The 22,922-nt window shown below is 73.8% G+C and carries 21 protein-coding genes; 11 read left to right on the top strand and 10 right to left on the bottom strand.

Translation table 11 applies throughout. From position 1 onward, the window contains the following. The 6 genes from MNY62_RS21845 to MNY62_RS21820 all read left to right on the top strand — a co-directional run. Positions 1 to 1,880 (top strand): proton-conducting transporter transmembrane domain-containing protein (locus tag MNY62_RS21845; protein ID WP_242346458.1); only part of this gene is annotated, 1,880 nt, incomplete at its 5' end. Then, positions 1,877 to 2,800 carry a respiratory chain complex I subunit 1 family protein gene (locus MNY62_RS21840; RefSeq protein WP_242346457.1) on the top strand — a complete coding sequence of 308 codons (924 nt, stop codon included), beginning with the start codon at positions 1,877 to 1,879 and terminating at the stop codon, positions 2,798 to 2,800. The genes MNY62_RS21845 and MNY62_RS21840, both read left to right, overlap by 4 nt. Positions 2,801 to 2,805: 5 nt before the next feature. Continuing rightward, positions 2,806 to 3,453, top strand: a complete 648-nt coding sequence (locus MNY62_RS21835) for an NADH-quinone oxidoreductase subunit K (protein WP_242346456.1) — start codon at positions 2,806 to 2,808, stop codon at positions 3,451 to 3,453. Positions 3,454 to 3,462: 9 nt separating this feature from the next. After that, the gene (locus MNY62_RS21830) at positions 3,463 to 4,896 is read left to right on the top strand and encodes a proton-conducting transporter transmembrane domain-containing protein (RefSeq protein WP_242346455.1); all 1,434 of its coding nucleotides are present in this window, start codon (positions 3,463 to 3,465) and stop codon (positions 4,894 to 4,896) included. 5 nt (positions 4,897 to 4,901) lie between these two features. Continuing rightward, entirely contained in the window at positions 4,902 to 6,449 is a 1,548-nt protein-coding gene (locus tag MNY62_RS21825; protein ID WP_242346454.1) for a hydrogenase large subunit, read from the top strand. Then, on the top strand, positions 6,446 to 7,216 hold the full coding sequence (locus MNY62_RS21820; RefSeq protein WP_242346453.1) for an NADH-quinone oxidoreductase subunit B family protein: 771 nt from the start codon (positions 6,446 to 6,448) through the stop codon (positions 7,214 to 7,216). The genes MNY62_RS21825 and MNY62_RS21820 overlap by 4 nt, the downstream gene beginning before the upstream one ends. A 3-nt stretch (positions 7,217 to 7,219) precedes the next feature. On the opposite strand, the gene MNY62_RS21815 is transcribed toward MNY62_RS21820, so the two are convergent. Both MNY62_RS21815 and MNY62_RS21810 read right to left on the bottom strand, forming a co-directional pair. Then, on the bottom strand, positions 7,220 to 7,549 hold the full coding sequence (locus MNY62_RS21815) for a PspC domain-containing protein (RefSeq protein WP_242346452.1): 330 nt from the start codon (positions 7,547 to 7,549) through the stop codon (positions 7,220 to 7,222). Positions 7,550 to 7,593: 44 nt separating this feature from the next. Further along, a complete protein-coding gene (locus MNY62_RS21810; RefSeq protein ID WP_242346451.1) occupies positions 7,594 to 8,223 on the bottom strand; it encodes a class I SAM-dependent methyltransferase in 630 nt (209 codons plus the stop codon). A gap of 147 nt (positions 8,224 to 8,370) precedes the next feature. Here MNY62_RS21810 and MNY62_RS21805 point away from each other — a divergent pair, with 147 nt between their 5' ends. Continuing rightward, positions 8,371 to 8,850 carry a GNAT family N-acetyltransferase gene (locus tag MNY62_RS21805; RefSeq protein WP_242346450.1) on the top strand — a complete coding sequence of 160 codons (480 nt, stop codon included), beginning with the start codon at positions 8,371 to 8,373 and terminating at the stop codon, positions 8,848 to 8,850. 53 nt (positions 8,851 to 8,903) lie between these two features. Here the strand turns inward: MNY62_RS21805 and MNY62_RS21800 are convergent, their stop codons facing one another. The 5 genes from MNY62_RS21800 to MNY62_RS21780 all read right to left on the bottom strand — a co-directional run bounded on the left by MNY62_RS21800 (position 8,904) and on the right by MNY62_RS21780 (position 13,279). Next, the gene (locus tag MNY62_RS21800) at positions 8,904 to 9,596 is read right to left on the bottom strand and encodes a DUF4238 domain-containing protein (protein ID WP_242346449.1); all 693 of its coding nucleotides are present in this window, start codon (positions 9,594 to 9,596) and stop codon (positions 8,904 to 8,906) included. A 12-nt stretch (positions 9,597 to 9,608) separates the two neighbouring features. After that, on the bottom strand, positions 9,609 to 10,292 hold the full coding sequence (locus MNY62_RS21795; protein ID WP_242346448.1) for a DUF5714 domain-containing protein: 684 nt from the start codon (positions 10,290 to 10,292) through the stop codon (positions 9,609 to 9,611). A 34-nt stretch (positions 10,293 to 10,326) separates the two neighbouring features. Next, the gene (locus MNY62_RS21790; protein ID WP_242346459.1) at positions 10,327 to 10,806 is read right to left on the bottom strand and encodes a class I SAM-dependent methyltransferase; all 480 of its coding nucleotides are present in this window, start codon (positions 10,804 to 10,806) and stop codon (positions 10,327 to 10,329) included. A gap of 210 nt (positions 10,807 to 11,016) precedes the next feature. Then, complete coding sequence (locus tag MNY62_RS21785; RefSeq protein WP_242346447.1) at positions 11,017 to 11,718, bottom strand: ArsR/SmtB family transcription factor; 702 nt, start codon at positions 11,716 to 11,718, stop codon at positions 11,017 to 11,019. 85 nt (positions 11,719 to 11,803) lie between these two features. After that, positions 11,804 to 13,279 (bottom strand): nicotinate phosphoribosyltransferase, encoded by a 1,476-nt coding sequence (locus MNY62_RS21780; protein ID WP_242346446.1) that lies wholly within the window; start codon positions 13,277 to 13,279, stop codon positions 11,804 to 11,806. Between the two features lie 219 nt (positions 13,280 to 13,498). Between MNY62_RS21780 and MNY62_RS21775 the strand changes: the two genes are divergently transcribed. Together MNY62_RS21775 and MNY62_RS21770 are read left to right on the top strand one after the other, a co-directional pair. Further along, positions 13,499 to 16,345, top strand: coding sequence for an aconitate hydratase (locus MNY62_RS21775; protein WP_242346445.1), 2,847 nt, complete (start codon positions 13,499 to 13,501; stop codon positions 16,343 to 16,345). 98 nt (positions 16,346 to 16,443) lie between these two features. Further along, a complete protein-coding gene (locus MNY62_RS21770) occupies positions 16,444 to 16,752 on the top strand; it encodes a hypothetical protein (protein WP_242346444.1) in 309 nt (102 codons plus the stop codon). Positions 16,753 to 16,962: 210 nt separating this feature from the next. Here MNY62_RS21770 and MNY62_RS21765 read toward each other — a convergent pair whose 3' ends face one another. Further along, positions 16,963 to 19,149 (bottom strand): ATP-binding protein, encoded by a 2,187-nt coding sequence (locus MNY62_RS21765; protein ID WP_242346443.1) that lies wholly within the window; start codon positions 19,147 to 19,149, stop codon positions 16,963 to 16,965. 106 nt (positions 19,150 to 19,255) lie between these two features. Further along, positions 19,256 to 19,603 (bottom strand): putative signal transducing protein, encoded by a 348-nt coding sequence (locus tag MNY62_RS21760; RefSeq protein ID WP_242346442.1) that lies wholly within the window; start codon positions 19,601 to 19,603, stop codon positions 19,256 to 19,258. A gap of 136 nt (positions 19,604 to 19,739) precedes the next feature. Between MNY62_RS21760 and MNY62_RS21755 the strand changes: the two genes are divergently transcribed. After that, complete coding sequence (locus MNY62_RS21755) at positions 19,740 to 20,156, top strand: hypothetical protein (protein ID WP_242346441.1); 417 nt, start codon at positions 19,740 to 19,742, stop codon at positions 20,154 to 20,156. A 339-nt stretch (positions 20,157 to 20,495) separates the two neighbouring features. Next, positions 20,496 to 21,821 carry a citrate (Si)-synthase gene (locus MNY62_RS21750; RefSeq protein WP_242346440.1) on the top strand — a complete coding sequence of 442 codons (1,326 nt, stop codon included), beginning with the start codon at positions 20,496 to 20,498 and terminating at the stop codon, positions 21,819 to 21,821. Between the two features lie 285 nt (positions 21,822 to 22,106). Here the strand turns inward: MNY62_RS21750 and MNY62_RS21745 are convergent. Continuing rightward, on the bottom strand, positions 22,107 to 22,922 hold an 816-nt coding region (locus tag MNY62_RS21745; RefSeq protein ID WP_242346439.1), incomplete at its 5' end, for a M23 family metallopeptidase.

Raw genomic sequence — 22,922 nt, 5'->3', positions numbered from 1 at the left:
CGGGCCAGGCCGTCGCGTGCGCGGCGCTGTGCGCCGGGGCCGCGCTCGGCGTGGCGGCGGCGGGGGCGGCGCTCCTCGGCGGGGAGCTCTCGGCGCCGGGGCTCGGGCTGCGCCTCGACGCGCTCTCGGCGGTCTTCCTCCTCCCAATCTGCGCGGTCACCGCGCTCGGCTCCGTGTACGGGCTCGGCTACTTCCCGCAGGCGGAGCTCGGCGCGCGCGCGGTGCGGCTGCAGCTCTTCTACGGGCTCGCCACGGGCGGGATGGTCCTCCTCGTGGCGGCCGGAAACGCCGTCGTCTTCCTCGTCGGCTGGGAGGTGATGGCGCTCGCGGCGTTCCTGCTCGTCAACACCGATCACGAGCGCGCGGAGGTGCAGCGCGCCGCGTTCGTGTACCTCGCCGCGACGCACGTCGGGACGCTCGCGCTCTTCGCGCTGTTCGCGCTCCTGCGGCAGGCGGCGGGGTCGTTCGAGCTCGCGGCGATGGAGGGGCTCCCCGGCACGGGCCCGCTCGCGGCGAGCGTCTTCGCGCTCGCGCTCCTCGGCTTCGGCATGAAGGCGGGCCTCATGCCGCTCCACTTCTGGCTGCCCGGTGCGCACGCCGCGACGCCGTCGCACATCTCGGCGGTGATGTCCGGCGTGCTCATCAAGACCGGCATCTACGGGCTCCTGCGCGTCACCGGGCTCTTCGACGCGCCCCCCGCGGCGTGGGGGACCGCGCTCCTGCTCCTCGGCGGCGCCTCGGCCGTGCTCGGCGTCGCGTTCGCGCTCGCGCAGCACGACCTCAAGCGGCTCCTCGCGTACCACAGCGTCGAGAACATCGGGATCATCGTCCTCGGCGCCGGGCTCGCGCTGCTCGGCCGGTCCCGCGGCGAGCCGGCCCTCGTCGTGCTCGGGCTCGGCGGCGCGGCGCTCCACGTCGTGAACCACGCGCTCTTCAAGTCGCTCCTCTTCCTCGGGGCCGGGGCGATCCAGCACGCGACCGGCACGCGCGAGCTCGACCTCCTCGGCGGGCTCGCCCGCCCGATGCGCGCGACCGCGGTCCTGTTCCTCGTCGGCGCGGCGGCCATCAGCGGGCTCCCGCCGCTCAACGGCTTCGTCTCGGAGTGGCTCGTCTACATGGGCTTCCTGTCGGCGCTGGACCGCGGCGCTGGCGACCTCCTCGCGTTCGCCGCCCTGGGCGCGCCGGCGCTCGCCCTCGTCGGCGGGCTCGCCGCCGCGTGCTTCGCGAAGGTCGTCGGCGTCGTGTTCCTCGGCATCCCGCGCAGCGCCCACGCGCGCGCCGCCCACGAGGCGCCCCGGACGATGCTCGCGCCGATGGCGGTCCTCGCCGCCGCCTGCGCCGCGATCGGGCTCGCCCCGGCCGCCGCGCTCCCCGCGCTCGTCCGCGCCGCGGCGGCCTGGTCGCGCCTCGACCCCGTGCTGCTCGAGGGCGCGGCGGCGCGCGCGAGCGCGGGCGCCACGCGGGTGAGCGTCGCCGCGGCCGCGCTCCTCCTCGCCACGGCGGGCGTCGTCCTCCTCCGCCGCCGCCTCGGCGCGCCGCGCGCTCCCGACGTCGAGACGTGGGGCTGCGGCTTCTCGACCCCGCTCCCGCGCGCGCAGTACACCGGGTCGTCCTTCGCCGAGCTGCTCGTCCGCCGCTTCTCGTGGGCCATCTTCCCGCGCGTCACGTCACCGCGCCTCGGGGGGCCCTTCCCCGCCCACGCCGCGTTCCGCACCGAGGTGCCGGACACGGTGCTCGACCTCGCGCTCTCCCCCGCCGCGCGCGGCTTCCGGTGGCTCGCGGCGCGCGCCCACCTCCTCTTCCTGCGCCGCATCCAGTTCCAGGCGCTGCTCGTCCTCGCGACCCTCGTCGCGGTCCTCGCCTGGGGATTCGTCTGGTGAACACGCCCATGCTCTTCCTGCGCACCGTGCTGCACCTCGCCGCGCTCCTCGCGCTGCCGCCGCTCCTCCTCGGCGTCGTGAACCGCACGAAGTCGATCTTCGCGGGGCGCGTCGGGCCGCCGCTCCTGCAGCCCTACTTCGACCTCGCGAAGCTCCTGCGCAAGGGCGCGGTCTACAGCCGGACCACGACCTGGGTGTTCCGCGCGGGACCGGTCGTCGGCCTCGCCGCGGTGGCCTCGGCCGGGCTCCTCCTCTCGATGGGCGGCGCCCCCGCGGCGCTCTCCTTCGCCGGCGACTTCGTCCTGTTCGCGTACCTGCTCGGCCTCGCTCGCTTCGCGACCGCCCTCGCGGCGCTCGACACCGGCTCCGCCTTCGAGGGGATGGGCGCCGCCCGCGAGGTGACGTTCGCGAGCCTCGCCGAGCCGGCCCTCTTCCTGTGCCTCCTCGTGCTCGCGCGCGCGACGGGCACCCTCTCGCTCTCCGGCATGCTCGGCCCGGCGCTCCCGGGCGCGTGGGGCTCCGCCGGGCCGGCGCTGCTCCTCGCCGCCATGGCCCTGTTCGTCATCGCCCTCGCCGAGAACTCGCGCATCCCGGTGGACGACCCGAACACGCACCTCGAGCTCACCATGATCCACGAGGTGATGGTGCTCGATCACGGCGGGCCCGACCTCGCCTTCATCCTGTACGGCGCCTCGCTGAAGCTCTTCCTCTTCGGGGCGATCCTCTCCCGGCTCGTCTTCGGCCGCGGCGACGGCGCGCTCGCCTCGGAGGCGCTCTTCTTCCTCGGCGTCCTCGTCTTCGCGGTCGGCGTCGGGGTCGTCGAGTCGGTGATGGCGCGGCTGCGCATCGTGCGCGTGCCGCAGCTCCTCGTGGGCGCGTCGGTCCTGTCGGTGTTCGCGCTCGTCCTCCTCCTCCGGTGACCGCGATGGCCTCGTTCGTCGATCTCGTCTTCGTCCTGGTCGTGGTGATCGACCTGTTCCTGCTCGCCTCGAGCCGCCTGGGCGCGGCGATCCGGACCGTCGCGATCCAGGGCGCGCTCCTCGCGGCGCTCCCGCTCCTCCTCCTCCGCGAGACGCACCACCTCGGCCACGCGATCCTCCTCGCCGGCGGCGCGCTCGCCATCAAGGGGCTCTTCATCCCCTGGCTCATGTTCCGGGCGATCCGCGAGGCGTCGATCCGCCGCGAGATGGAGCCCATCGTCGGCTTCGTCCCCTCGATGGTGCTCGGCGCGGTCGGGGTCGCGCTCGCCTTCGCGTTCTCGAGCCGGCTGCCCCTGCCGGACGCCGGCGCCCACGCCTTCCTCGTGCCGACCGCTCTCTCCACGGTCTGGGCCGGGCTGCTCCTCGTCGTCACCCGCAAGAAGGCCGTGAGCCAGGTGCTCGGGTTCCTCGTCCTCGAGAACGGCGTCTACGTCTTCGGCCTGCTGCTCTCCGACGTCATGCCGGTGATGGTCGAGGCCGGCGTCCTCCTCGACCTGTTCGCGGCGGTGTTCGTGATGGGCATCGTCATGTTCCACATCAACCGGGAGTTCTCCTCGCTCGACACCGAGAAGCTCTCGGCGCTGAAGGACTAGGGCGCGCCCATGCTCTTCGTCATCCTCGCCCCGCTCGTGCTCGCCCCCGCCGCGCTCGCGGTCCCGTCGAACCGCCGGCGGCCCCTGGTGCTCCTCGCGGGCGCGCTCCTCCACGCCGCCGGGGTCGCGGCCCTCTTCGCGTCGCCGCCGCCCCCCCGCGCGGGAGCCTGGCTCGCCTTCGACCCGATGGCGAAGGTGACGCTCCTCACCACGACCGTCCTCTTCCTCGCGGCCGCGATCTACGCGCAGGGCTACCTCGCCCGGCGCAAGGACCGCGACAACCGGGTCTTCGTGGGCGGGCTCCTGCTCCTCCTCGCCGCGATGACCACCGTCGCGCTCTCGCAACACCTCGGCCTGTCGTGGGTGGCCATCGAGGCGACCACGCTCGCGAGCGCGCCGCTCATCTACTTCAACCACAACGCGCGGTCGCTCGAGGCGACCTGGAAGTACCTCCTCATCTGCTCGCTCGGCATCGCGCTCGCGCTCCTCGGCACGTTCTTCCTCGCGCTGTCCGGCGCCGCGCCCGGCGGCCCGCGCTCGCTCCTCCTCGACGATCTCATCGCCGCCGGGCCGGCGCTGTCGCGGCCGTGGGTGCGCGCCGCGTTCGTCCTGCTCCTCGTCGGCTACGGGACGAAGATGGGCCTCGCGCCCCTCCACTCCTGGAAGCCCGACGCCTACGGCGAGGCGCCCGGGCTCCTCGGCGCGCTCCTCGCCGGCGGGCTCACGAACTTCGCGTTCCTGTCGATCGCCCGCGTCTTCCAGGTCACCCGCGCCGCCGGCGACGAGGCGTTCGCGCGCGACGCGCTCGTCGGGCTCGGCCTCCTCTCCATCGCGCTCGCGGCGGTGTTCGTGGTCGGCCAGCGCGACTTCAAGCGGATGCTCGCGTACTCGAGCGTGGAGCACATGGGCATCCTCGCCCTGGGCATCGGGCTCGGCGGCGGCGCGGCGGGCGGCGCGTTCTTCCACTCGATGAACAACGGGCTCACGAAGGGCGTCCTCTTCCTCTCCGCGGGCAACATCCACCGCGCGTTCGGCGCGAAGACGACGGACGAGGTCCGCGGCGCGGCGCGCCGGCTCCCGGTGTCCGGGCCGCTCTTCCTGGCCGGGTTCCTCGCCATCACGGGCTCCCCGCCCTTCTCCCCGTTCTTCAGCGAGTTCGCGATCCTGAACGGCGCCTTCGGGGCGGGCCGCTTCCTCGTGGGCGGGCTCTTCCTCGCGCTCCTCGCGGTGATCTTCGTGGGCATGGCGACGACCGTCCTCGCGGTCGTGCAGGGCGACCCGGGGGACGCCCCGCGCGTGCCCGACACGGGCGACAGCTGGCTCACCGCTGCGCCGCCCCTCGCCCTCATGGTGCTCGTCCTCCTGCTCGGGCTCTTCCTGCCGCAGGGGCTCAGGGACCTCTTCGGCGCCGCCGCCCAGCTCGTCGGCGGCCGCTGGGACTGAAAGTCATGACCGGACCCCTTCACGACGTGCGCCCCCGCGCGAGCGACCTCCTCGAGACGTGGAACGGCGAGGCGGTGGACGCCGGCGCCGTGCCGGTGCACTCCATCTCGCGCTTCCGCGCGATCGTCCTCGAGGCGCTCGCCGGCGGCGGCCGGCTCGCCGCCCTCTTCGGCCGCCCGGCCGAGGGCCGCGTCCTCATGACCGCCGTGCTCGCCGACGATCCGGAGGGGCGGCTCGCCCTCCTGTCCACCCTCGTCGACGGCGCGTACCCGGCGCTCTCCGCCGAGGTCCCCGCCGCGCAGGGCTTCGAGCGCGAGATCGCGGAGCAGTACGGGGTCCGCCCCGAGGGCCACCCGTGGCTGAAGCCGCTCCGGTTCGAGCCGCCGCTGCGTCCGGTGCGCGACGCGTTCGGCCGGCGCGATCCCCGCGCGACGATCCCGGGCGAGTACCCGTTCTTCGCCGTCGAGGGCGAGGAGGTGCACGAGGTCGCCGTCGGCCCCGTGCACGCCGGGATCATCGAGCCCGGCCACTTCCGCTTCCAGTGCCACGGCGAGCAGGTGTTCCATCTCGAGATCGTCCTCGGCTACCAGCACCGCGGCGTCGAGCCGCTGCTCCAGGGCGGCCCCGACCGTCGCTCCCTCGCGCTCGCGGAGTCGATCGCCGGCGACACCTCGGTCGGCCACGGGCTCGCCTACGTGAAGGCGCTCGAGTCGCTCGCCGGGCGGCCCCCGCCCGCCCGGGCGATGGCGCTCCGCGGCGTGGCCCTCGAGCTCGAGCGGCTCGCGAACCACGTGGGCGATCTCGGCGCGCTCGCGGGGGACGTCGGCTTCCTCCCGACCGCGTCGTACTGTGGCGCGCTCCGGGCCGAGTTCCTGAACGCGACGGCGGAGATCTGCGGGAACCGCTTCGGGCGCGGCCTGCTCGTGCCGGGCGGCGTCCGCCACGACCTCGGCGCCCCCGAGGCCCAGGCGCTCGCCGCGCGCGTGCGCGGGGCCTGGGAGAAGGCGCGCCGCGCGGCCGGGCTCTTCTTCGAGTCGCCGTCGGTGCGCGCGCGGCTCGAGGGGACCGGCGCGGTGTCGCGCGAGACGGCGCGCGCCCTCGGCCTCGTCGGCCCTGCGGCGCGGGCGAGCGGCGTCGATCGGGACGTGCGGCGCGACCACGCGTTCGGCATCTACCGGTTCGTCCACGTGCCGGTGGTCACCGCGGACACCGGGGACGTCTTCGCGCGCGCCTGGATCCGGCTCCTCGAAGGCGAGCGGAGCGCGGCGTTCGCCGCGGGCCAGCTCGAGAACCTCCCCGAGGGCGGCGCGCGCGAGCCGCTCGGCCCGCTCGCGCCTCGGTCGCTCGTGGTCTCGATGGTGGAGGGCTGGCGGGGCGAGATCGCGCACGTCGCCGTGACCGACGAGGGCGGGCGCCTCGCCCGCTACAAGGTGAAGGACCCCTCGTTCCACAACTGGTTCGGGCTCGCGATGGCGCTCCGGGACGGGCAGATCTCCGACTTCCCGCTCTGCAACAAGAGCTTCAACCTCTCCTACGCGGGGCACGACCTGTGATCGACATCCTCAAGTTCAGGCTCGGCTACGGCCGGCAGACCGTCGCCTTCCCCGACGGCCCGCCGAAGTTCCCGGCGCGGTTCCGGGGGCGCCCCGTCGTCGATCCGGCGCGCTGCACGGACGGCTGCGCCGCGTGCGCGGAGAGCTGCCCGACCGAGGCGATCCTCGATCCCGGCAAGGCCTCGATGGCGGTGGACCTCGGGCGGTGCCTCTTCTGCGGCGACTGCGCCGCGGCCTGCCCGCCGGGCGCGCTCCGCTTCACGGACGACCACCGGCTCGCGGCGCGCGCGCGCGAGGCGCTCGTCGTCCGCGGCGACGAGCCGGTGCTCGCGGCGGCCCTCGACGAGGAGATGCGCCGGGTCTTCGGCCGCTCGCTGAAGCTCAGGCAGGTGTCGGCCGCGGGCTGCGCCGGCTGCGAGGCCGAGCTCAACGCGACCGGGAACATCCAGTTCGACCTCGGCCGCTTCGGCGTGCAGTTCGTCGCCTCGCCGCGCCACGCCGACGGGATCGTCGTGACCGGCCCGGTCTCCGAGAACATGCGGCTCGCGCTCCGGAAGACCTACGAGGCGGTGCCCGCCCCGCGGCTCGTCATCGCGGTCGGCGCGTGCGCGATCTCGGGCGGCGTGTTCCGGGAGAGTCCCGTGGTGAGCGGCGGGGCCGAGGCGGCGCTCGCGGGCGTCCCGGTGGACCTGTTCGTCCCCGGCTGCCCGCCCCACCCGATCACGATCCTGGACGGGCTGCTGCGGCTGCTCGGCAGGCTGGGCTGACCGTCAGCCCTGCTGCGCGGTGGCCGGCTCGCGCCGCTCCAGGTTCGCGGGCGGCAGGAGCGCGATGGGCTCGAGCGGCATCGCGATCCAGAGCGCGACGTAGGCGAGCACGCCCCAGCCGCCGAACAGGATCGAGAGCAGGAACACCAGCCGGACGGCGGCGCAGGGTAGCCCGAAGCGGTTCGAGAGGCCGCGGGCGACGCCGGCGATGAGCCGGCCCTCTCGCGCCCGCGTCCAGTCGCGCACGGGCGGCCGCTCGACCATCCAGCTCGTGCAGGCGGCGCAGCGCGTCGCGCCGGGGGCGTTCTCGGTGCGGCAGTACGGGCAGAGCATCGTCTCGTGTCCTCCGGCCCGATCCTACGCCGGGGCCGCGAGACCTATTTCAGCGGGCGCCCGAACGAGCCCACCCAGAAGCTCCTCCCATGCGGGAGGGGAACCGTGCGCTCGCGGCGAAGCGGCATGCCGTAGTGCTCGAAGAGCTGCTCGACCTCCTCGGGCGGGACGAGCTTCTTCGCCCGCTCGATGAGCTGGAGCGGCTTCGAAGGGGCCGCCGGTCCCTCACCGCCGGGGAGCTCCAGCACTACCGCGCAGCTCCCACCGTCCGCGAGCCACTCCGCCACGCGCCGGACGATCACCTCCGGGTAGACGTACTCGAGGAGGAGCGGCACGTGCACGAGGTCGAACGCGCCCGCCCCCGCACGGAACTTCTCCGCCTCCGCGCAGTAGAGCTCGAGCCGCGGGCCCAGGTGGAAGAAGCGCTGCCGGGCGATGCCGAGGTGCTGCAGGTTCACGTCCACCCCGACGATCCGCGACGTGACGGACGGGTCGACGTGGTCGAGGCCGTTGCCGGTCCCGCAGCCGAGCACGAGGAGCCGGCCGGGCTGCGCCGCGAGGTACGCCTCCTGGAAGACGGCCGCGAGCGGGGCCCGCTGGTCGAGGCCCTCCGGCCCCATGTGCCGCTCGTAGTCGGCGGCCTGCACCACGGTCCACGGGTTCGGCGTGCTCATCCGCTCTACCCTAGCTCAAAGGCGTCTTCACGGGGGCTGCGCCCCCGCCCCGGCGCGCTCGCTTTGCTCGGGGCGTCATGACCACGGTCCGACCATGAGAGGTGCGCCGCGCGCGCACATGCGCGACGCGTGCTAGCGTCCTCGAGCGTGCGCGTCCGGCCCCTCACCGACGCCGATCTCGATCGCTGCATCGACCTCTTCGATGCGGTCGCTGCGGAGGGTCGCTGGCTCGCGACCGAGCCGCCCATCGACCACCGCGAGGTCCGAGCCCGCTGGCGCGCGCTCCTCGACACCGGCGAGGGGACGCTCCTCGTCGCCGAGGAGGAGGGCGCCGCCGAGCCGCTCGGGCTCGCCGCGATGGTGGGCCGCACCTCGCCCGAGCTCGGGATGCTCGTCGCCGCCGGCCACCGCCGCCGCGGCGTGGGCGACGCGCTCCTCGACGCGTGCGTCGCGTGGGCCCGTGAGGTCGGCGCGCAGGAGGTGGTGCTGCACGTGTTCCCGCACAACACCGGGGCAGTGGCGCTCTACCGGAAGCACGGCTTCGAGGAGCGCGGGCTGCTCCGCCGCGCCTATCCCCGCCGCGACGGGCAGCGCTGGGATGCGATACGGATGGTGAAGATGCTGTGACGTGGCCCCACCACGTCGTGCGCGCGACCTCGCCGAGGTCAGCAGGTCCAGCGTCAGCCGGGGACCGCCGGCCAGGGCGCCGCGAGGAACTCACGGGCGCGCTGCGCGGTGCGCCCGTTCACCTCCATCAGCACGTCCTCGCTCGCCGGGCGCCAGCGCTCGCCCCCGAGCTTCCAGGAGGCGTGCAGCGCGAGCCGCGGCGTGAGCGGCAGGGTGATCTCCGTCCCGGGAGAGCGAACGTCCATCCCCTCGAGCCAGCCCTCCTCGGCCTTGGGGTACGCGACGCGAAGGGGCGCGCTCGAGGTGATGAAGTAGGCCGGCGCCTCGGCGCGCCAGAACACCCAGCCCATCTCGGAGAGCGCGCGCTCGAGCGACGCCACGCCGGCCTCGGCCTCGGCGGCGGCGAGGCCCTCCGCGCCCGGCGCGCGCGAGACCCCGAGGACCGCCAGGAACCTCGCGGCCACGCCCCGCTCCTCGGGGCTCGGGCTCACCCTCTCCTGCGCGGCCCGGACGAGGTGCGCCAGCCCCGGAGCTTCCCCATCGAGCAGCTCCCGCTCGAGGCCACCGTCCGGCGTTCCGGCGGTGCGGGGGACGTTGAAGTGCCTCTCCGCGCACGGCTCGGCCTCGATGCTCACGCGGCGCCACTCGCCGATCTGCGGGCGATAGACCCAGATCGACGGCCCCGCGGGTGGCCCCTCCGCGGCGAAGCCCCGGAGATAGCGAGGCGGGAGGATCCGGCGGTCCATGCCGCACCCCCGCTACGGCACCACCACGAGGCGCGCCCGCTCCGCGTGTCCGCTCGCGCCGGCGGGATGGTACCGGCAGCGCTCCCGGTTGCAGAGCTTGTTGCGGTCGACGAAAGGGCACGCGATCGGCGCCGAGGAGGGCGCGAGCGGAACGCCGAGCACCGCGTCGAAGTAGGCCGTCGCGACCTCCAGCACCCCGTACACGCTGCGCTTGCAGCACCTGTTCCCGGTGCCGGACGCGATGTGGAGCATCGCCTGGCCGGTCAGCCCGTGCGCCCGGGACCGGCCGGCAGCATGCTCGGCCTTGATGGTGGTCCCTTCGATCGTGCTCACGGCGATGCCGCACGCGATCGCGGCCGCGTCCGCGCCGAAGCCCGCGCAGAAGCCGCCGGGGATCGAGTCGGCCTTCTCGATCGCGGCGTCGAGACGCGCACCGGCGTCCGCGCCGGTCGCGTTGCCCCAGGCGGTGACGAGGGCCGCCGCGACGAGCGGGTGATGCGCCTGGCCCGCCAGCGGAAAGCGCGGGTGCGACATGATCGTCCGGGCGATGTCGAGGGGGCTCGTGGAGCGGGTCCTCGTGCAGTGGGCGCGGATGGCGTCCCGGTAATCGAGCTCGCGGCACGCCGCGCAGGGCGAGGTGCCCGCGGCGGTGCCGCAGAGGGCACACCGCGCCTCTCCGGTATTCAAGTAGTCCATTGAGTAACGGATCGTGCCGATCCGGGCGGAGGTGTCAAGCGCGCTCGGGCTTCGTCGCCTCGAGCGCGATGAACGCGGCCCCGACGCGGGTCACCCGGCCCAGCCAGGCGTCCAGGGGGCGAAGCGCCGCGGCGGCGAGACCGGACGGCGGGTAGTACGCCGCTCCCCTTGCCCTGACCGGCACGAGCCCCACGCTCGCGACGAGCGCCGCGAGCGACGCCTCGGTCCAGAGGTGGGCGTCCCTCCATGGCGACGCGGCGAGCCAGCCGCGCACTCGGCGCCAGACGCCCCACGCGCTGACCGCGCCCAGCTCCCCGAGGACGAGGCGGCCGCCCGGGCGGAGCACGCGCGCGAGCTCCCGCAGCGCGTCGACGGGCGACGGCACGAAGCAGAGCGCGGTCACCGCGACGACGAGCTCGAAGCGAGCGGTCGCGAGGGGCAGCGCGGTGGCGTCGCCTGCCGCGAACCCGACGGCGGCGCCGGCGCCCCGGGCGTTCGCGACGCCTCGCGCCAGGGCGGCGCAGGAGAGGTCGACCCCCGGTCGTCCGCGCCCCGCGCAGCGCCAGCGCGACGGCGTATGCGCCGTCGCCGCACCCGGCGTCGAGGACCCTCGCGCCGGCGACCGCGCCGCAGAGCTCCATCACCGCCTCCCGCTCGACCGCCTCCGTGATCCGTCCGAGCATGCTCCGTCGCCAGGCTTCGTAGGAGAGCGGCGTGGGCGCGGTCACGATCGACCGGAGCGCTCGACGCGGCGGCCCCGGGCGGCCCAGTCGAGGACGCCGTCGGAGAGGCGGACTGCCCTGAGCCCCCTGCGCCGGAGGAGCGCCACCGCCTCCACCGCGAGAACGCAGTAGGGCCCGCGGCAGTAGGCCACCACGTCCTTGTCCCTGGGGAGCTCGGAGAGGCGCTTCGCGAGGTCGGGCAGCGGGACCGACACCGCTCCGGCGATGTGGCCGGACTCGAACTCCTCCGGGGGGCGCACGTCGAGGAGCGTCACCTCGCCCGCACGGACGCGCCGGCGGAGGGCCACCTCGTCGACGGCCTCCAGCAGGTCCCGCTCCGCGAGGAACTCCCGCTGGATCCGCTCGACCTCCGCGAGCCGCGCCTCGGCGACGCCGCGGAGCGCGAGGAGTAGCGCGGGGACCGTGGGATCCGAGACCCGGTAGGTGACGAACAGCCCCTCCTTCGTGCCGTCGACGAGGCCGGCCGCGCGCAGCACCTGGAGGTGCTGCGAGGTGTTCGCGAGGCTCATGTCCGTGAGCCGGGCGAGCGCCTCCACCGTCCGCGGCCCCTGCGCGAGCAGCTCCACGAGCTCGATCCGATGCGGGCTCGCGAGCGCCTTGGAGACGCGCGCGAACTGCCCGTAGATGGCGGTCTTGAACCGCCGGCCCGGGGTCTCCTGCGTCCTGCCGCGTCTCGTGCTCAAGCGAGGTGTTGACTATGTGGCGGCGGGCGACACGTCAAGCGCGGGGCGGCGATCCCTCGCCCGGGCCTGCCCCGCCGGTCGCGGCTCACCGCGGCGCCGCGCGCGCCTCGAGCACGAGCCGCGCGCGCAGCTCGTGGAGCCCGCGCTCGAGCCCGACCGGGAACTGGTGCGGGTTCACGAAGCGCTTCACGCCCGCGTGGAACCGGCCGAGCTGCGCGACGGTGCGCGCGCGGAGCTCGGTGAGCGGCGGCGGGTCGTACACGCGGCGCCCGCGGCGGAAGACCGGGACGAGCAGGTCCTCGCCCGCGACGTCGGCCTCGATCTCGCGGCGGCGGAGCGGATCGAGCGGGTCGAGGATGACGGCCGGCACGGGCAGGCCGAGCCCCTCCTCGTAGACCGCGTCGGCGAGGAACTCACCGCCGCGGAGGAAGCGGCGGATCTGCAGCACGCCGGGGACGTTCGTCTTCGCGGTCTGCTCCGACACCTTCACGCGCGGCAGCCAGGGCCCCGCCGGACCGTCGCGCACCGCGCCGAGCTTGTAGACTCCACCGAGCGCACCGTCGCCCATCCCGGTCACGAGGCGCGTGCCGACGCCCCACACGGCGATGGTGGCGCCCTGGTCCTTGAGGCTCTGGATGATGTTCTCGTCGAGCTCGTTCGAGGCGAGGATGACCGCCTTGGGAAAGCCGGCCTCGTCGAGCTTCTTGCGGGCCTCGATCGAGAGCCAGGCGAGGTCCCCGGAGTCCAGCCGGATGCCGACCATCTCCTTGCCCTGCGTCCGCAGCCAGCGCCCCGCCTCGATGGCGTGATCGATCCCGGAGAGCGTCCCGTAGGTGTCGACGAGGAACACGCAGTTCGCGGGCAGCGCGCGGGCGTAGGCCATGAACGCCTCGCGCTCGTCCCCGTAGAGCATGACCCAGCTGTGCGCGTGCGTGCCGCGCACCGGGATGCCGTACAGGCGGCCCGCCAGCGTGTTGGAGGTGGAGGAGCAGCCGCCGATGTAGGCGGCGCGGCTCGCCGACAGGCCGCCGTCGATGCCCTGGGCGCGGCGCAGCCCGAACTCGAGCACCGGCTCGCCGCGCGCGGCGATGCACACGCGCGCGGCCTTGGTCGCCACGAGCGACTGGAAGTTCACCATCGCGAGGAGCGCGGTCTCGAGGATCATCGCGGGCACGATGGGCCCGGCCACGCGGAGGAGCGGCTCGTACGGGAAGACGACCGTGCCCTCCGGCACGGCGTCCACGTCCACGTCCACCTCGAGCCGCGCGAGCGCCTCGAGGAACCCGCGCTCGAAGAGCGGCTCGCCGTCGACGCCGCGCTGGTCGGCGAGGAACGCGAGGTCGTCCGCGTCGAAGCGGAGGTGCTCGACGAAGTCGACGACGTGCTCGAGCCCCGCCGCGACGGTGAACCCGCCCGCGAACGGGTTCTTGCGGAAGGAGAGCGTGAAGCAGGCCTCCTTCCGCTCGAGGCCGCTCTTCCACGCGGCGTACGCCATGGTCAGCTCGTAGAAGTCGGTGAGCAACGCGAGCGACGGGCGGTAGAGCTGCGAGGGGACGGGCATCGGGCCTCCGGGGTCGTTATTTCTAGCGCGGAGCGCGCTCGCGGTCTGCGGCCTCGGGGCGCACCCCCGGGGAGCACCCGAGACGCCGCTTGAAGGGCGGCGGGGCGCGCATATGAACGTTGCTCACCCAAAGACCGGCGGGACGCCAGGGCGCGGCCCCCGGCCTCCGGCTCGCGCCCGCTCCGCCGGCGGCCGCGCGAGCCTCAGGCGAGGATCCCCATGAACGACAACCGGCTCGGCGTCGTCACCCCCTTCGAGATCGCGGCGGGCAGGACCGGCCGCCTCGTGTCGCTCCCCGAGCTCGAGCGCAAGGGCTTCGGGCCCGTCTCGCGCCTCCCGGTCTCCCTCCGCATCGTGCTCGAGTCGCTCGCGCGGAACGTCGACGGCGTGCGGGTCACCGAGGAGGACGTGCGCGCCCTCGCCGGCTGGCAGCCCCGGGCCGAGCGCACGCGGGAGATCCCGTTCGTCGTCGCGCGGGTGCTCCTCCAGGACTTCACCGGCGTGCCGCTCCTCGTCGACCTCGCCGCGATGCGCGCGGCGGTCGCGCGGCTCGCGAAGGACCCGCTCGCGGTCGAGCCACTCGTCCCGGTCGATCTCGTCGTCGACCACTCCGTGCAGGTCGACGCGTTCGGCTCGCCCGAGGCGCTCCGCTACAACATGGAGCTCGAGTTCGACCGCAACCTGCCGCGCTACGAGTTCCTGAAGTGGGGCACGCAGGCGTTCGAGGAGCTGCGCATCGTCCCGCCCGGCATCGGCATCTGCCACCAGGTGAACCTCGAGTTCCTCGCCCGCGGGGTGCTCGAGCAGGGCGGCGTGTACTATCCGGACACCCTCGTCGGCACCGACTCGCACACGCCGATGGTGAACGGGCTCGGGCTCGTGGCGTGGGGCGTCGGCGGCATCGAGGCCGAGGCGGCGATGCTGGGCCAGCCGACCTACTTCCTCACCCCCGACGTCGTCGGCGTGCACCTCTCCGGCGCGCTGCGCGAGGGCGTGACCGGCACGGACCTCGTGCTGCGCGTCACCGAGATCCTGCGCAAGGCCAGGGTGGTGGGGAAGTTCGTCGAGTTCTTCGGCGAGGGCGCGGCGAGCCTGCCGGTCCAGGAGCGGGCCACCCTCTCGAACATGGCCCCCGAGTACGGCGCGACGGTGGGCTTCTTCCCGCCCGACGAGCGCTCGACCCGCTACCTCGAGCAGACGGGGCGGCCGAAGGAGCTCGTGGACGCGTTCCGCGCCTACTACTCGGCGCAGGGGCTCCTGCGCATCCCGCGGGCCGGCGAGGTCGACTACAGCGAGATCGTGGAGCTCGATCTCGCGAGCGTGGGCGCGGCGGTCGCCGGGCCGAAGCGGCCGCAGGACCGGATCGAGCTCGGCGCGCTCAAGCGCACCTTCCAGGACCTCTTCACCCGCAAGGACGCGACCGGCTACGGAAAGCCCGCCGAGGAGCTCGGCCAGCGCTACCGCTCGCCCGACGGCGCGCCGGCCTCCACGGGCGGCGGTGGCCTGCAGGACTCCGACAGCGTCCCCGACGGCGCGAAGAAGAACACGAGCACCCTCACCGAGACCGAGATGATCGACAACCGGCCCACGCCGGACGCCGGCCCGAACCCGCCGCGACGGGAGGCCTCGGGCACGGTCGAGGTCGGCCACGGCGACGTCCTCATCGCCGCGATCACCTCCTGCACGAACACCTCGAACCCCGGCGTCATGCTGGCCGCGGGGCTCCTCGCGAAGAAGGCGGTGGAGCGCGGGCTCTCGGTGAAGGCGAACGTGAAGACCTCGCTCGCCCCCGGCTCGCGCGTCGTCTCCCGCTACCTCGAGGAGACCGGGCTGCAGCCCTACCTCGACCGGCTCGGGTTCCAGGTCGTCGGGTACGGCTGCACCACCTGCATCGGCAACTCCGGCCCGCTGGAGGAGCGGATCGAGAAGGTCGTCACCGACCACGACGTCGTCGCCGCGTCGGTGCTCTCGGGGAACCGCAACTTCGAGGCGCGGGTCCATCAGAGCATCAAGGCGAACTTCCTCATGAGCCCCCCGCTCGTCGTCGCCTTCGCCATCGCGGGCCGCGTCGACGTGGACCTCGAGAAGGAGCCGCTCGGCCTCGGCGCGGACGGCAGGCCCGTGTTCCTGCGCGACGTCTGGCCGACGGCGGCGGAGATCGACGCCCTCAGGCCCGCCGCGGCGGACCCCGAGGAGTACCGGAAGAACTACTACGGCGGCTTCAACGAGAACGCGCGCTGGAACACGCTGCCTCTTCGCGGTGGCAAGCTGTACGACTGGGACCCCCAGTCGACCTACATCCAGGAGCCCCCGTACTTCACGCCGTTCCCGGCGACGCCCTCCGAGCCGAAGGACGTGCTCCACGCCCGCGCCCTCGCGATCTTCGGAGACTCGGTCACGACGGACCACATCAGCCCGGCGGGGTCGATCAAGCCCTCGTCGCCCGCCGGGATGTACCTGCAGGCGCTCGGCATCTCCGTGCGCGACTTCAACAGCTACGGCGCGCGGCGCGGGAACCACCACGTGATGGTGCGCGGCACGTTCGCGAACGTGCGCATCAAGAACCTCATGGTGCCGGGCGTCGAGGGCGGGATCACCGTCCACCAGCCCACCGGCCGCCGACTCTCGATCCACGACGCCGCGCTCGAGTACGCGCGCGACGGGATCCCGCTCGCGATCATCGCCGGCCTGGAGTACGGGACCGGCAGCTCGCGCGACTGGGCGGCGAAGGGGACGGCGCTCCTCGGTGTGCGCTTCGTCGTGGCGCGCTCCTTCGAGCGCATCCACCGCTCGAACCTCGTCGGCATGGGCGTCCTCCCCTGCCAGCTCCCGGAGGGCGTCTCGGCGCAGACGCTCGGGCTCGACGGCAGCGAGACGTTCGATCTCGTCGGCGTGGCCGGGAGGCTCACCCCGCGCCAGAAGGCGACGCTCGTCGTGCACCGCAAGGACGGGCGCAGGGACTCGGTCGAGCTCGTCGTGCGGATCGACACGCCGATCGAGGCCGAGTACTACCGGCACGGCGGCATCATGCCGTACGTGCTCCGGCAGATCGTGGCGCGGGCCTGAACGCCGATCGTCCTTCCGCAGAGCACAATGTGCGCGCCGCGCCGCGGCGCGGCCTCGTCCTTGCGCGACGGCGGCGAGCCGGCGTAGAAGCGGCGAGCATGACGCTCCACGTCGCCCTCGCCGTCTCGGCCCTCGCCGCCTCCGTCCTGCTCGTGGCCTCCTCGGCTCAGCGGGTGCTCCCGGTGATCGCGCTCGTCGCGGCCGCCGTCGAGACCGCCATCGCGCTCGGCTACCTGCACATCGCGGTGAGCGGGCTGCCGCTCGGGCTCGTGCTCGCCCTCGCGCTCGCGCTGCCGGGGATCATCGGCTGGCTGCGCGCCACGGCGAAGAGCGCCGTGTCCGCAGCCGCGCTGGTCGCCTTCACGGGCCTGCTGCAGGTCGTGGTGTACGTCGGCGCGAGACTTTGAGCGGGGGCTGCGCCCCCGCCCCGCCGACGGCTGACCGCGGTCGTCGGGGCCCCACCCCTGCTCGCCGGGTCCCGTGCGCCAACGCGTGGCGGCTTCGCCGCGAACGCGTCGGCGCCCCGGCGCGCTCGCTTCGCTCGCGGGGTCATGACCACGAACCGGTCGAGCGCTGTGCCCCCGCCCCGCCGACGGCTGACCGCGGTCCTCGGCTGCTCAGCCCGCGACGCGCGCGCCCTCGCCGCCGGTCGGCGGCGGCTCCGCGTCGGGGGTCGTCCCTCCGCCCTGCGCGGCGCGCGCGCCGGCCGGGCCAGGCGCGCCGCGGGCCTCGCGCAGGAGGCCGGCGATCGTCGCGTGCAGCGTCGCGGGATCGACCGGCTTCGCGAGGTGCGCGTCGAACCCGGCCTGGAGCGCCCGCTGCCGATCCTCGGGACGCGCGAAGGCGGTGAGCGCCGCGATCGCCACCCGCCGCTCGCCGCGCGCCTCCTCGAGGCGCCGCAGCTCGTGCGCGAACGTGAAGCCGTCCTCTCCCGGCATGGCGATGTCCGACACGATGAGGTCCGGGCGCTCCCGGGCGACCGCGTCGAGCGCCTCGCGGACGGAGGCCGCGCCCTCGGGCCGCGCCCCCCATGAGGCGAGCAGCTGGAGCAGCACGTCGCGCGAGTCCGCCTCGTCGTCCACGACGAGCACGCGCGCGCCACCCAGGTCGGGCCGGGCGCTCACCGCGGCCGGCGCCACCGCGGGGGCGCGCGCGACCGGTGGGAGCACGACGCGGAAGGTGGCGCCGCGGCCCGGCCCGTCGCTCTCCGCCTCGATGGTCCCGCCGTGGAGCGCGACGAGCTGCCTCGTGATCGCGAGCCCGAGCCCGAGCCCGCCGTGGCGCCGCACCGACGCCCCCTCGGCGTGAACGAAAGGATCGAACACGACCTGGAGGAAGTCGCGCGACATTCCGACGCCGGTGTCCTTCACCTCGAGCAACGCCCCGCCGCGCGACGCGGCGAGGCGCACGTCGACGCTGCCGGACGGCGGGGTGAACTTCACCGCGTTCGACACGAGGTTCCACGCGACCTGGCGGAGGCGCGCCGCGTCGCCGACGACGCGGGGCAGCTCCGGGCCTGCGGTGCGGGACAGCGCGACGCCCTTCGCCCGCGCCGTGGCCCGGACCGCCTCGACCGCGTCGTCCACCACCGCGAGCAGGTCGACGTCCGCGTGTCCGACCTCGATCTTCCCGGCCGCGATCCGCGACATGTCGAGCAGGTCCGACACGAGCTGCGCGAGCGTGCGGCCGTTCCGCTCGATGACCGCGAGGCCGCGGGCGAGCCGCTCGGGATCGCCGCCCGCGTCGCGCAGCAGGCCGGACCAGCCGAGGATCGCGTTCAGCGGCGTGCGCAGCTCGTGCGAGAGCGTGGCGAGGAACTCGTCCTTCGAGCGGCTCGCGGCCTCGGCGTGCGCGCGCGCGTCCTGCTCGCGCCGCAGCGCGTGAGCGAGCTCCTCGCGCGAGGCCGCGTGCGCCTCCTGCGCGCGGAGCTTCGCGAGCTCCATCCGATCGATCGCGACCGCGTCCCGGAGCACCAGCACGACGAACAGCAGCGAGAGCACGACGACGAGGAGCGAGACGGCGAGCGCCCCCCCGCCCGAGGTGCCCGTCGCCGCGAGGGCGAGCCCGCCGAGCAGCAGGGGGAGGAGCATGACGTAGACGAGCAGCCGGCGCGCGAGCGCGCTCCCCGCGCCGGTCGAGGCGAGGTTCGCGACGAAGCCGCGGTCCGGCCGCGCGCAGAGGAGGCCCACGTCGAGCGCGAGGAGCGCGATCGCGGTGGGGAAGGCGACCCCGGTCACCGTGGCCTCGCGGTAGAGCAGCGAGACGTCGTAGGCGTGGCCGACGACCCCGAGGAGCGCGATGGCCATCGCGGCGATGGCGAGTCCCTGGGCGAGCCGCGCGCCGCGGCCCCGCGCATCGAGGCCGAGGAGCACCGCGCCCGCGAGGAGGAAGCTCAGCGCGGCCGGGGGCCCGGGCCGGCCGGGGAGCGTGACCGCGGCGGTGAGGCCGAGGTGGGGGACGAGGAGCCGATCGATGTGGAGGTCCACGTGGGCGAGGTGCTCGACGAGCGTGGCGGCGCCCAGCGCCGCGACGAGCACGCCGATGACGCGCGAGGCGATCCGCGCCGAGCGCGCGCCGAGCCCCGCGAGCGAGAGCGCGACGGCCGCCGCCACGATCCCCGCCGCCGTGTTCGGCTGGACCTCGATCCCCCTGCCGAGCGTGCGGAGCCAGGGGATGTCGAGGGGGTGGCTCGCGAGGGACGCAGTCCCGATGGCGCCCGCGAGCGCCGCAGCGACTTGCGACATCCGGCGCATCCGGGCCACGACCCTGCCATCGAGCACGGGGATGTCCTTCGGTGCATCCATCGAAACCCTGGCGGGAAGCTAGGGTCGGTCCGGGATGGGCGCCATGTGTGCGAGCAGGCGGTCGCGCGCTCCCGATGGGGGGGCCCCGGCGCACACCTCTGCTCCATCACAGCGCGAGGGAGAGGGCGACGAGCGCGACCGCGATGAGCAGCGCCACCCAGCCGACGGACCAGGACCGCGCGATCTCCGGCGCCGGGGCGACGAGCTCATCCTCGGCGTCGGTCGGGGACATCCCGACGCCGGGGCTCGCGAGGAGCTCTCGCGAGCGAGGGAGATCGTGGGCCGGGACGAGGACACGAATCGCGCGGCCGGCGCCCGGCAAGAGCGCCGCGTCGGTCCCTTCCAGCACCGCGGCGGCGATCCCATCGGCCTCGAGCATCCCGCGGACGAGCTCCGCTTCGGCGAGGCTTCCGAACACCGCGACGGTCCGATACTCCGAGCTGTGCTGTTCCAACTCCCCTTCCCCTCCTCGAATGCTCGCACCCGGCGCCGCGCCGGTCCAGTCTTGGCGCGCGCTGTCAGAGGGGTTCGCTACGGTCCGCCGGCCGTCCCGGATGGCCGGCACCCCGTCAGCAGGAGGTCCTGGACAGATGGCCGTGAAGGTCATGTTGGCGCCCGCGATCGCGAAGGGCGAGCTCGAGAAGGCTGGCCCCGTCGCGAAGCGCGTCGCGCCGGCCGCCGCGAAGCCGAAGCGGCGCCGCTCGTCGGTCTACGACGCCGACGGCAACGAGGTGTTCATCACCCTCATGTGCCTGAAGTGCCACAAGATGCGGCCCCTCGCGCAGTTCGGGCTCCGCAAGATGGCGGACGGCGCGATCCGCAACCAGCCCTGGTGCCGGACCTGCCGCTCCGGCGCTGGCGCAGAGAAGCCCGGCCGCGCGACGCCCACGCCGATCCCCGAGCCCGTCGAGGCGGAGCTCGCGTCCTCCGAGGCCGCCGACGAGCAGCACCCCTCGCGAAACGTCGCCGCCGAGGTCGCCGCGGCGCTCGCCGCCGGGCGGAGCTGATCGTCGGGCGGGCGCGCGCCCCGCCCGCGCGCGCCCGTCTCCCAGCCCAGCGCGGAGGTCAGCGACCGCTCGCGCTCGCGCGTGGCCTCGATAGCGTGTAGCTTGCGGCAGGCCACCGCACCGGGACGGGCGAGGCCCTGTCGGAGCGAGTAGGCACCCGGGTGCGCGCCCGCGCGCGGGAGGCAGTGGACCGCGTCGAAACTAGACCCGGCGGCTCCACGAGTTGCGTCCGATCCGGTTTGCTCAAGTGAAAAGGCGCTGGGTAGGATTCGGCCCTTGGTTCAACGCGCTCCCGTTCTGCAGATCAAACCTCTTCAAGAAAAATGGCTGGGGTCGAACATGGCTGAGTCCACGCTCAAGAAGAAGCTCAAGGCGAAGATCGAGGCATTCCGCCCGCGCACCCAGAAGCTGAACAAGGAGCTCGGCGAGATCGTCATCGACAAGGTCACGATCGGCCAGGCCATCGGCGGCGCGCGCGACGTGCGCTGCCTCGTGACGGACATCTCGTACCTGGATCCGCAGGAAGGCATCCGCTTCCGCGGCAAGACGATCCCGGAGACGTTCGCTGCGCTGCCCAAGGTGCCGGGCAAGGAGCAGCCGTACGTCGAGGGCTTCTTCTCCTTCCTCCTCACCGGTGAGATCCCGACGAAGGAGGAGACGCTCGAGATCGTCGCGGACTGGCAGGCCCGTGCCACGGTCCCGCAGTACGTCTTCGACGTGCTCCGCGCGATGCCGCGCGACTCGCACCCGATGACGATGTTCTCGGCCGCGATCATCGCGATGCAGCGCGAGTCGAAGTTCGCGAAGAAGTACGCGACCGGGACGATGAAGAAGAACGACATGTGGGAGCCGATGTACGAGGACTCGATGGACATCCTCGCGCGGCTGCCCGTGATCGCCGCGTACATCTACCGCATGAAGTACAAGGGCGACACGTTCATCCCGGCGGACCCGAAGCTCGACTGGGGCGGCAACTTCGCCCACATGATGGGGATCGCCGATCCGTACGACGACGTGGCCCGCATGTACTTCATCCTCCACTCGGATCACGAGTCGGGGAACGTGTCGGCCCACACGACGCACCTGGTGGCCTCGGCGCTCAGCGACGCGTACCTGTCGCTCTCCGCCGGCATCAACGGCCTCGCCGGACCGCTCCACGGCCTCGCGAACCAGGAGGTGCTCGGCTGGATCAAGAACACGATGAAGAAGCTGAACAACCAGGTCCCGACCAAGGAGCAGCTGAAGCAGTTCCTCTGGGACACGCTCAACTCGGGCCAGGTGATCCCGGGCTACGGTCACGCGGTGCTCCGCAAGACCGACCCGCGCTACGTCGCGCAGAACGAGTTCTCGAAGAAGCACCTGCCGAACGATCCGCTCTTCCAGCTCGTGAACATGATCTACGAGGTGGCGCCGGGCGTCCTCACGGAGCACGGGAAGACGAAGAACCCGTGGCCGAACGTCGACGCGCACTCGGGCGTCATCCAGGTGCACTACGGCCTGGTGGAGGAGGACTTCTACACCGTCCTCTTCGGCGTCGGCCGCGCGCTCGGCGTCCTCGCGAACATCACGTGGGACCGCGGCCTCGGCTACGCCATCGAGCGCCCGAAGTCGGTCACGACGGACATGCTCGAGAAGTGGGCGGCTGAGGGCGGCCGGAAGGTCTAGCGACCGCGCAGCCTCGTGAAACACGAAGAGCCGCCTCGCGAGAGGCGGCTCTTTTCTTACCGGGGGGCGCCGACTGCGCGCCCCCCCGGACCCCCCGGCTCGCTCCGCCGCAGCCTCAGCCGGCTGCGGCCGCGCTCGCTACGTTTGCCGATGGGTCCGAATGCGCGCCCCCCGGACCCCCCGGCTCGCTCCGCCGCAGCTCGCTACGTTTGCCGAGGGATCCAGACTGCACGCCCCCGGACCCCGGCGCGCGCGAGCGGCGCCGCAGGTCAGCGGTCAGCGAGTCTACGGTGCCGGGGCGGTGTGGACCGCGGGGACGACCGCGCCGGGCGCAGCCACCGCGGCGCCGCCGAGCGCGGAGTCGAGCGCGCCGCGGCGGACGTCGAAGGCCGGCCGGGCGCTCGCGACGAGCGCGCGCCGCTCGATCTTGTGAACCTCGAAGGGATCGAGCACCCGCCCGCTCGCGTCCTCGAGCTGGTAGTGCAGGTGCGGCGCGAACGAGTGGCCGCTGTTGCCGGAGAGCGCGATCTGCTCGCCCTTCTTCACGCGGCGCCCCGCGATCATCTCCTTGGGCAGCACCTCGAGGTGCAGGAAGATCGCATGGCGCCCGCTCGCCGCATCGAGGATGTCGAGGCAGTTGCCGTTCCCGCGGAAGTTCCAGTTCCGCCGCTGGATCACGCCCTCGAACGGCGCGAACACGGGCGAGCCGACCGGCGCCTTGTAGTCGACGCCCTTGTGGCGGCGGCCGTCGCGCAGGAGCGACGTCACCTGCTCGTACTCGCCGATGGGCGCGTCGACGATGTGCTCCTCGAGCTCGGTGCCGTCCTCCCGGTAATACCGGGCGTAGCGCGCCCCCTCGGCCTGGAAGCGGTAGACCGAGAACGCCTTCCCGAGCTTCTGCGAGACGTAGCGGACCGCCTCGACGACCGGCTCGGCGGCCGGCGGGAGGCCAGGAGCCACGGGCGCCGACGGTGTGTAGAGGATGTCGAGCCGGTCGCCCTTCCTGCCGTCGCGCGCGACCTGGAGGTCCCACACGAGCAGCCGATTCACCACCTGTGTGAGCTGATCGGCGATGTCGCGCTCCCCGGGAGGCAGGGCGCG

This window comes from Anaeromyxobacter terrae, assembly GCF_022690685.1.
In the GTDB taxonomy this organism is placed as follows: domain Bacteria; phylum Myxococcota; class Myxococcia; order Myxococcales; family Anaeromyxobacteraceae; genus Anaeromyxobacter; species Anaeromyxobacter terrae.
The sequence above is the reverse complement of the archived record's forward strand: the minus strand, read 5'-3'. Positions and strand labels throughout refer to the sequence as shown.

Bases quoted from the DNA above. Each gene is read 5' to 3' on its own strand.
- MNY62_RS21775 (WP_242346445.1), top strand. From the start codon at position 13,499: ATGAACGACAACCGGCTCGGCGTCGTCACCCCCTTCGAGATCGCGGCG.
- MNY62_RS21755 (WP_242346441.1), top strand. From the start codon at position 19,740: ATGGCCGTGAAGGTCATGTTGGCGCCCGCGATCGCGAAGGGCGAGCTC.
- MNY62_RS21780 (WP_242346446.1), bottom strand. From the start codon at position 13,279: ATGCCCGTCCCCTCGCAGCTCTACCGCCCGTCGCTCGCGTTGCTCACC.
- MNY62_RS21750 (WP_242346440.1), top strand. From the start codon at position 20,496: ATGGCTGAGTCCACGCTCAAGAAGAAGCTCAAGGCGAAGATCGAGGCA.
- MNY62_RS21770 (WP_242346444.1), top strand. From the start codon at position 16,444: ATGACGCTCCACGTCGCCCTCGCCGTCTCGGCCCTCGCCGCCTCCGTC.
- MNY62_RS21815 (WP_242346452.1), bottom strand. From the start codon at position 7,549: ATGCTCTGCCCGTACTGCCGCACCGAGAACGCCCCCGGCGCGACGCGC.
- MNY62_RS21825 (WP_242346454.1), top strand. From the start codon at position 4,902: ATGACCGGACCCCTTCACGACGTGCGCCCCCGCGCGAGCGACCTCCTC.
- MNY62_RS21830 (WP_242346455.1), top strand. From the start codon at position 3,463: ATGCTCTTCGTCATCCTCGCCCCGCTCGTGCTCGCCCCCGCCGCGCTC.
- MNY62_RS21800 (WP_242346449.1), bottom strand. From the start codon at position 9,596: ATGGACCGCCGGATCCTCCCGCCTCGCTATCTCCGGGGCTTCGCCGCG.
- MNY62_RS21765 (WP_242346443.1), bottom strand. From the start codon at position 19,149: ATGGATGCACCGAAGGACATCCCCGTGCTCGATGGCAGGGTCGTGGCC.
- MNY62_RS21835 (WP_242346456.1), top strand. From the start codon at position 2,806: ATGGCCTCGTTCGTCGATCTCGTCTTCGTCCTGGTCGTGGTGATCGAC.
- MNY62_RS21795 (WP_242346448.1), bottom strand. From the start codon at position 10,292: ATGGACTACTTGAATACCGGAGAGGCGCGGTGTGCCCTCTGCGGCACC.
- MNY62_RS21810 (WP_242346451.1), bottom strand. From the start codon at position 8,223: ATGAGCACGCCGAACCCGTGGACCGTGGTGCAGGCCGCCGACTACGAG.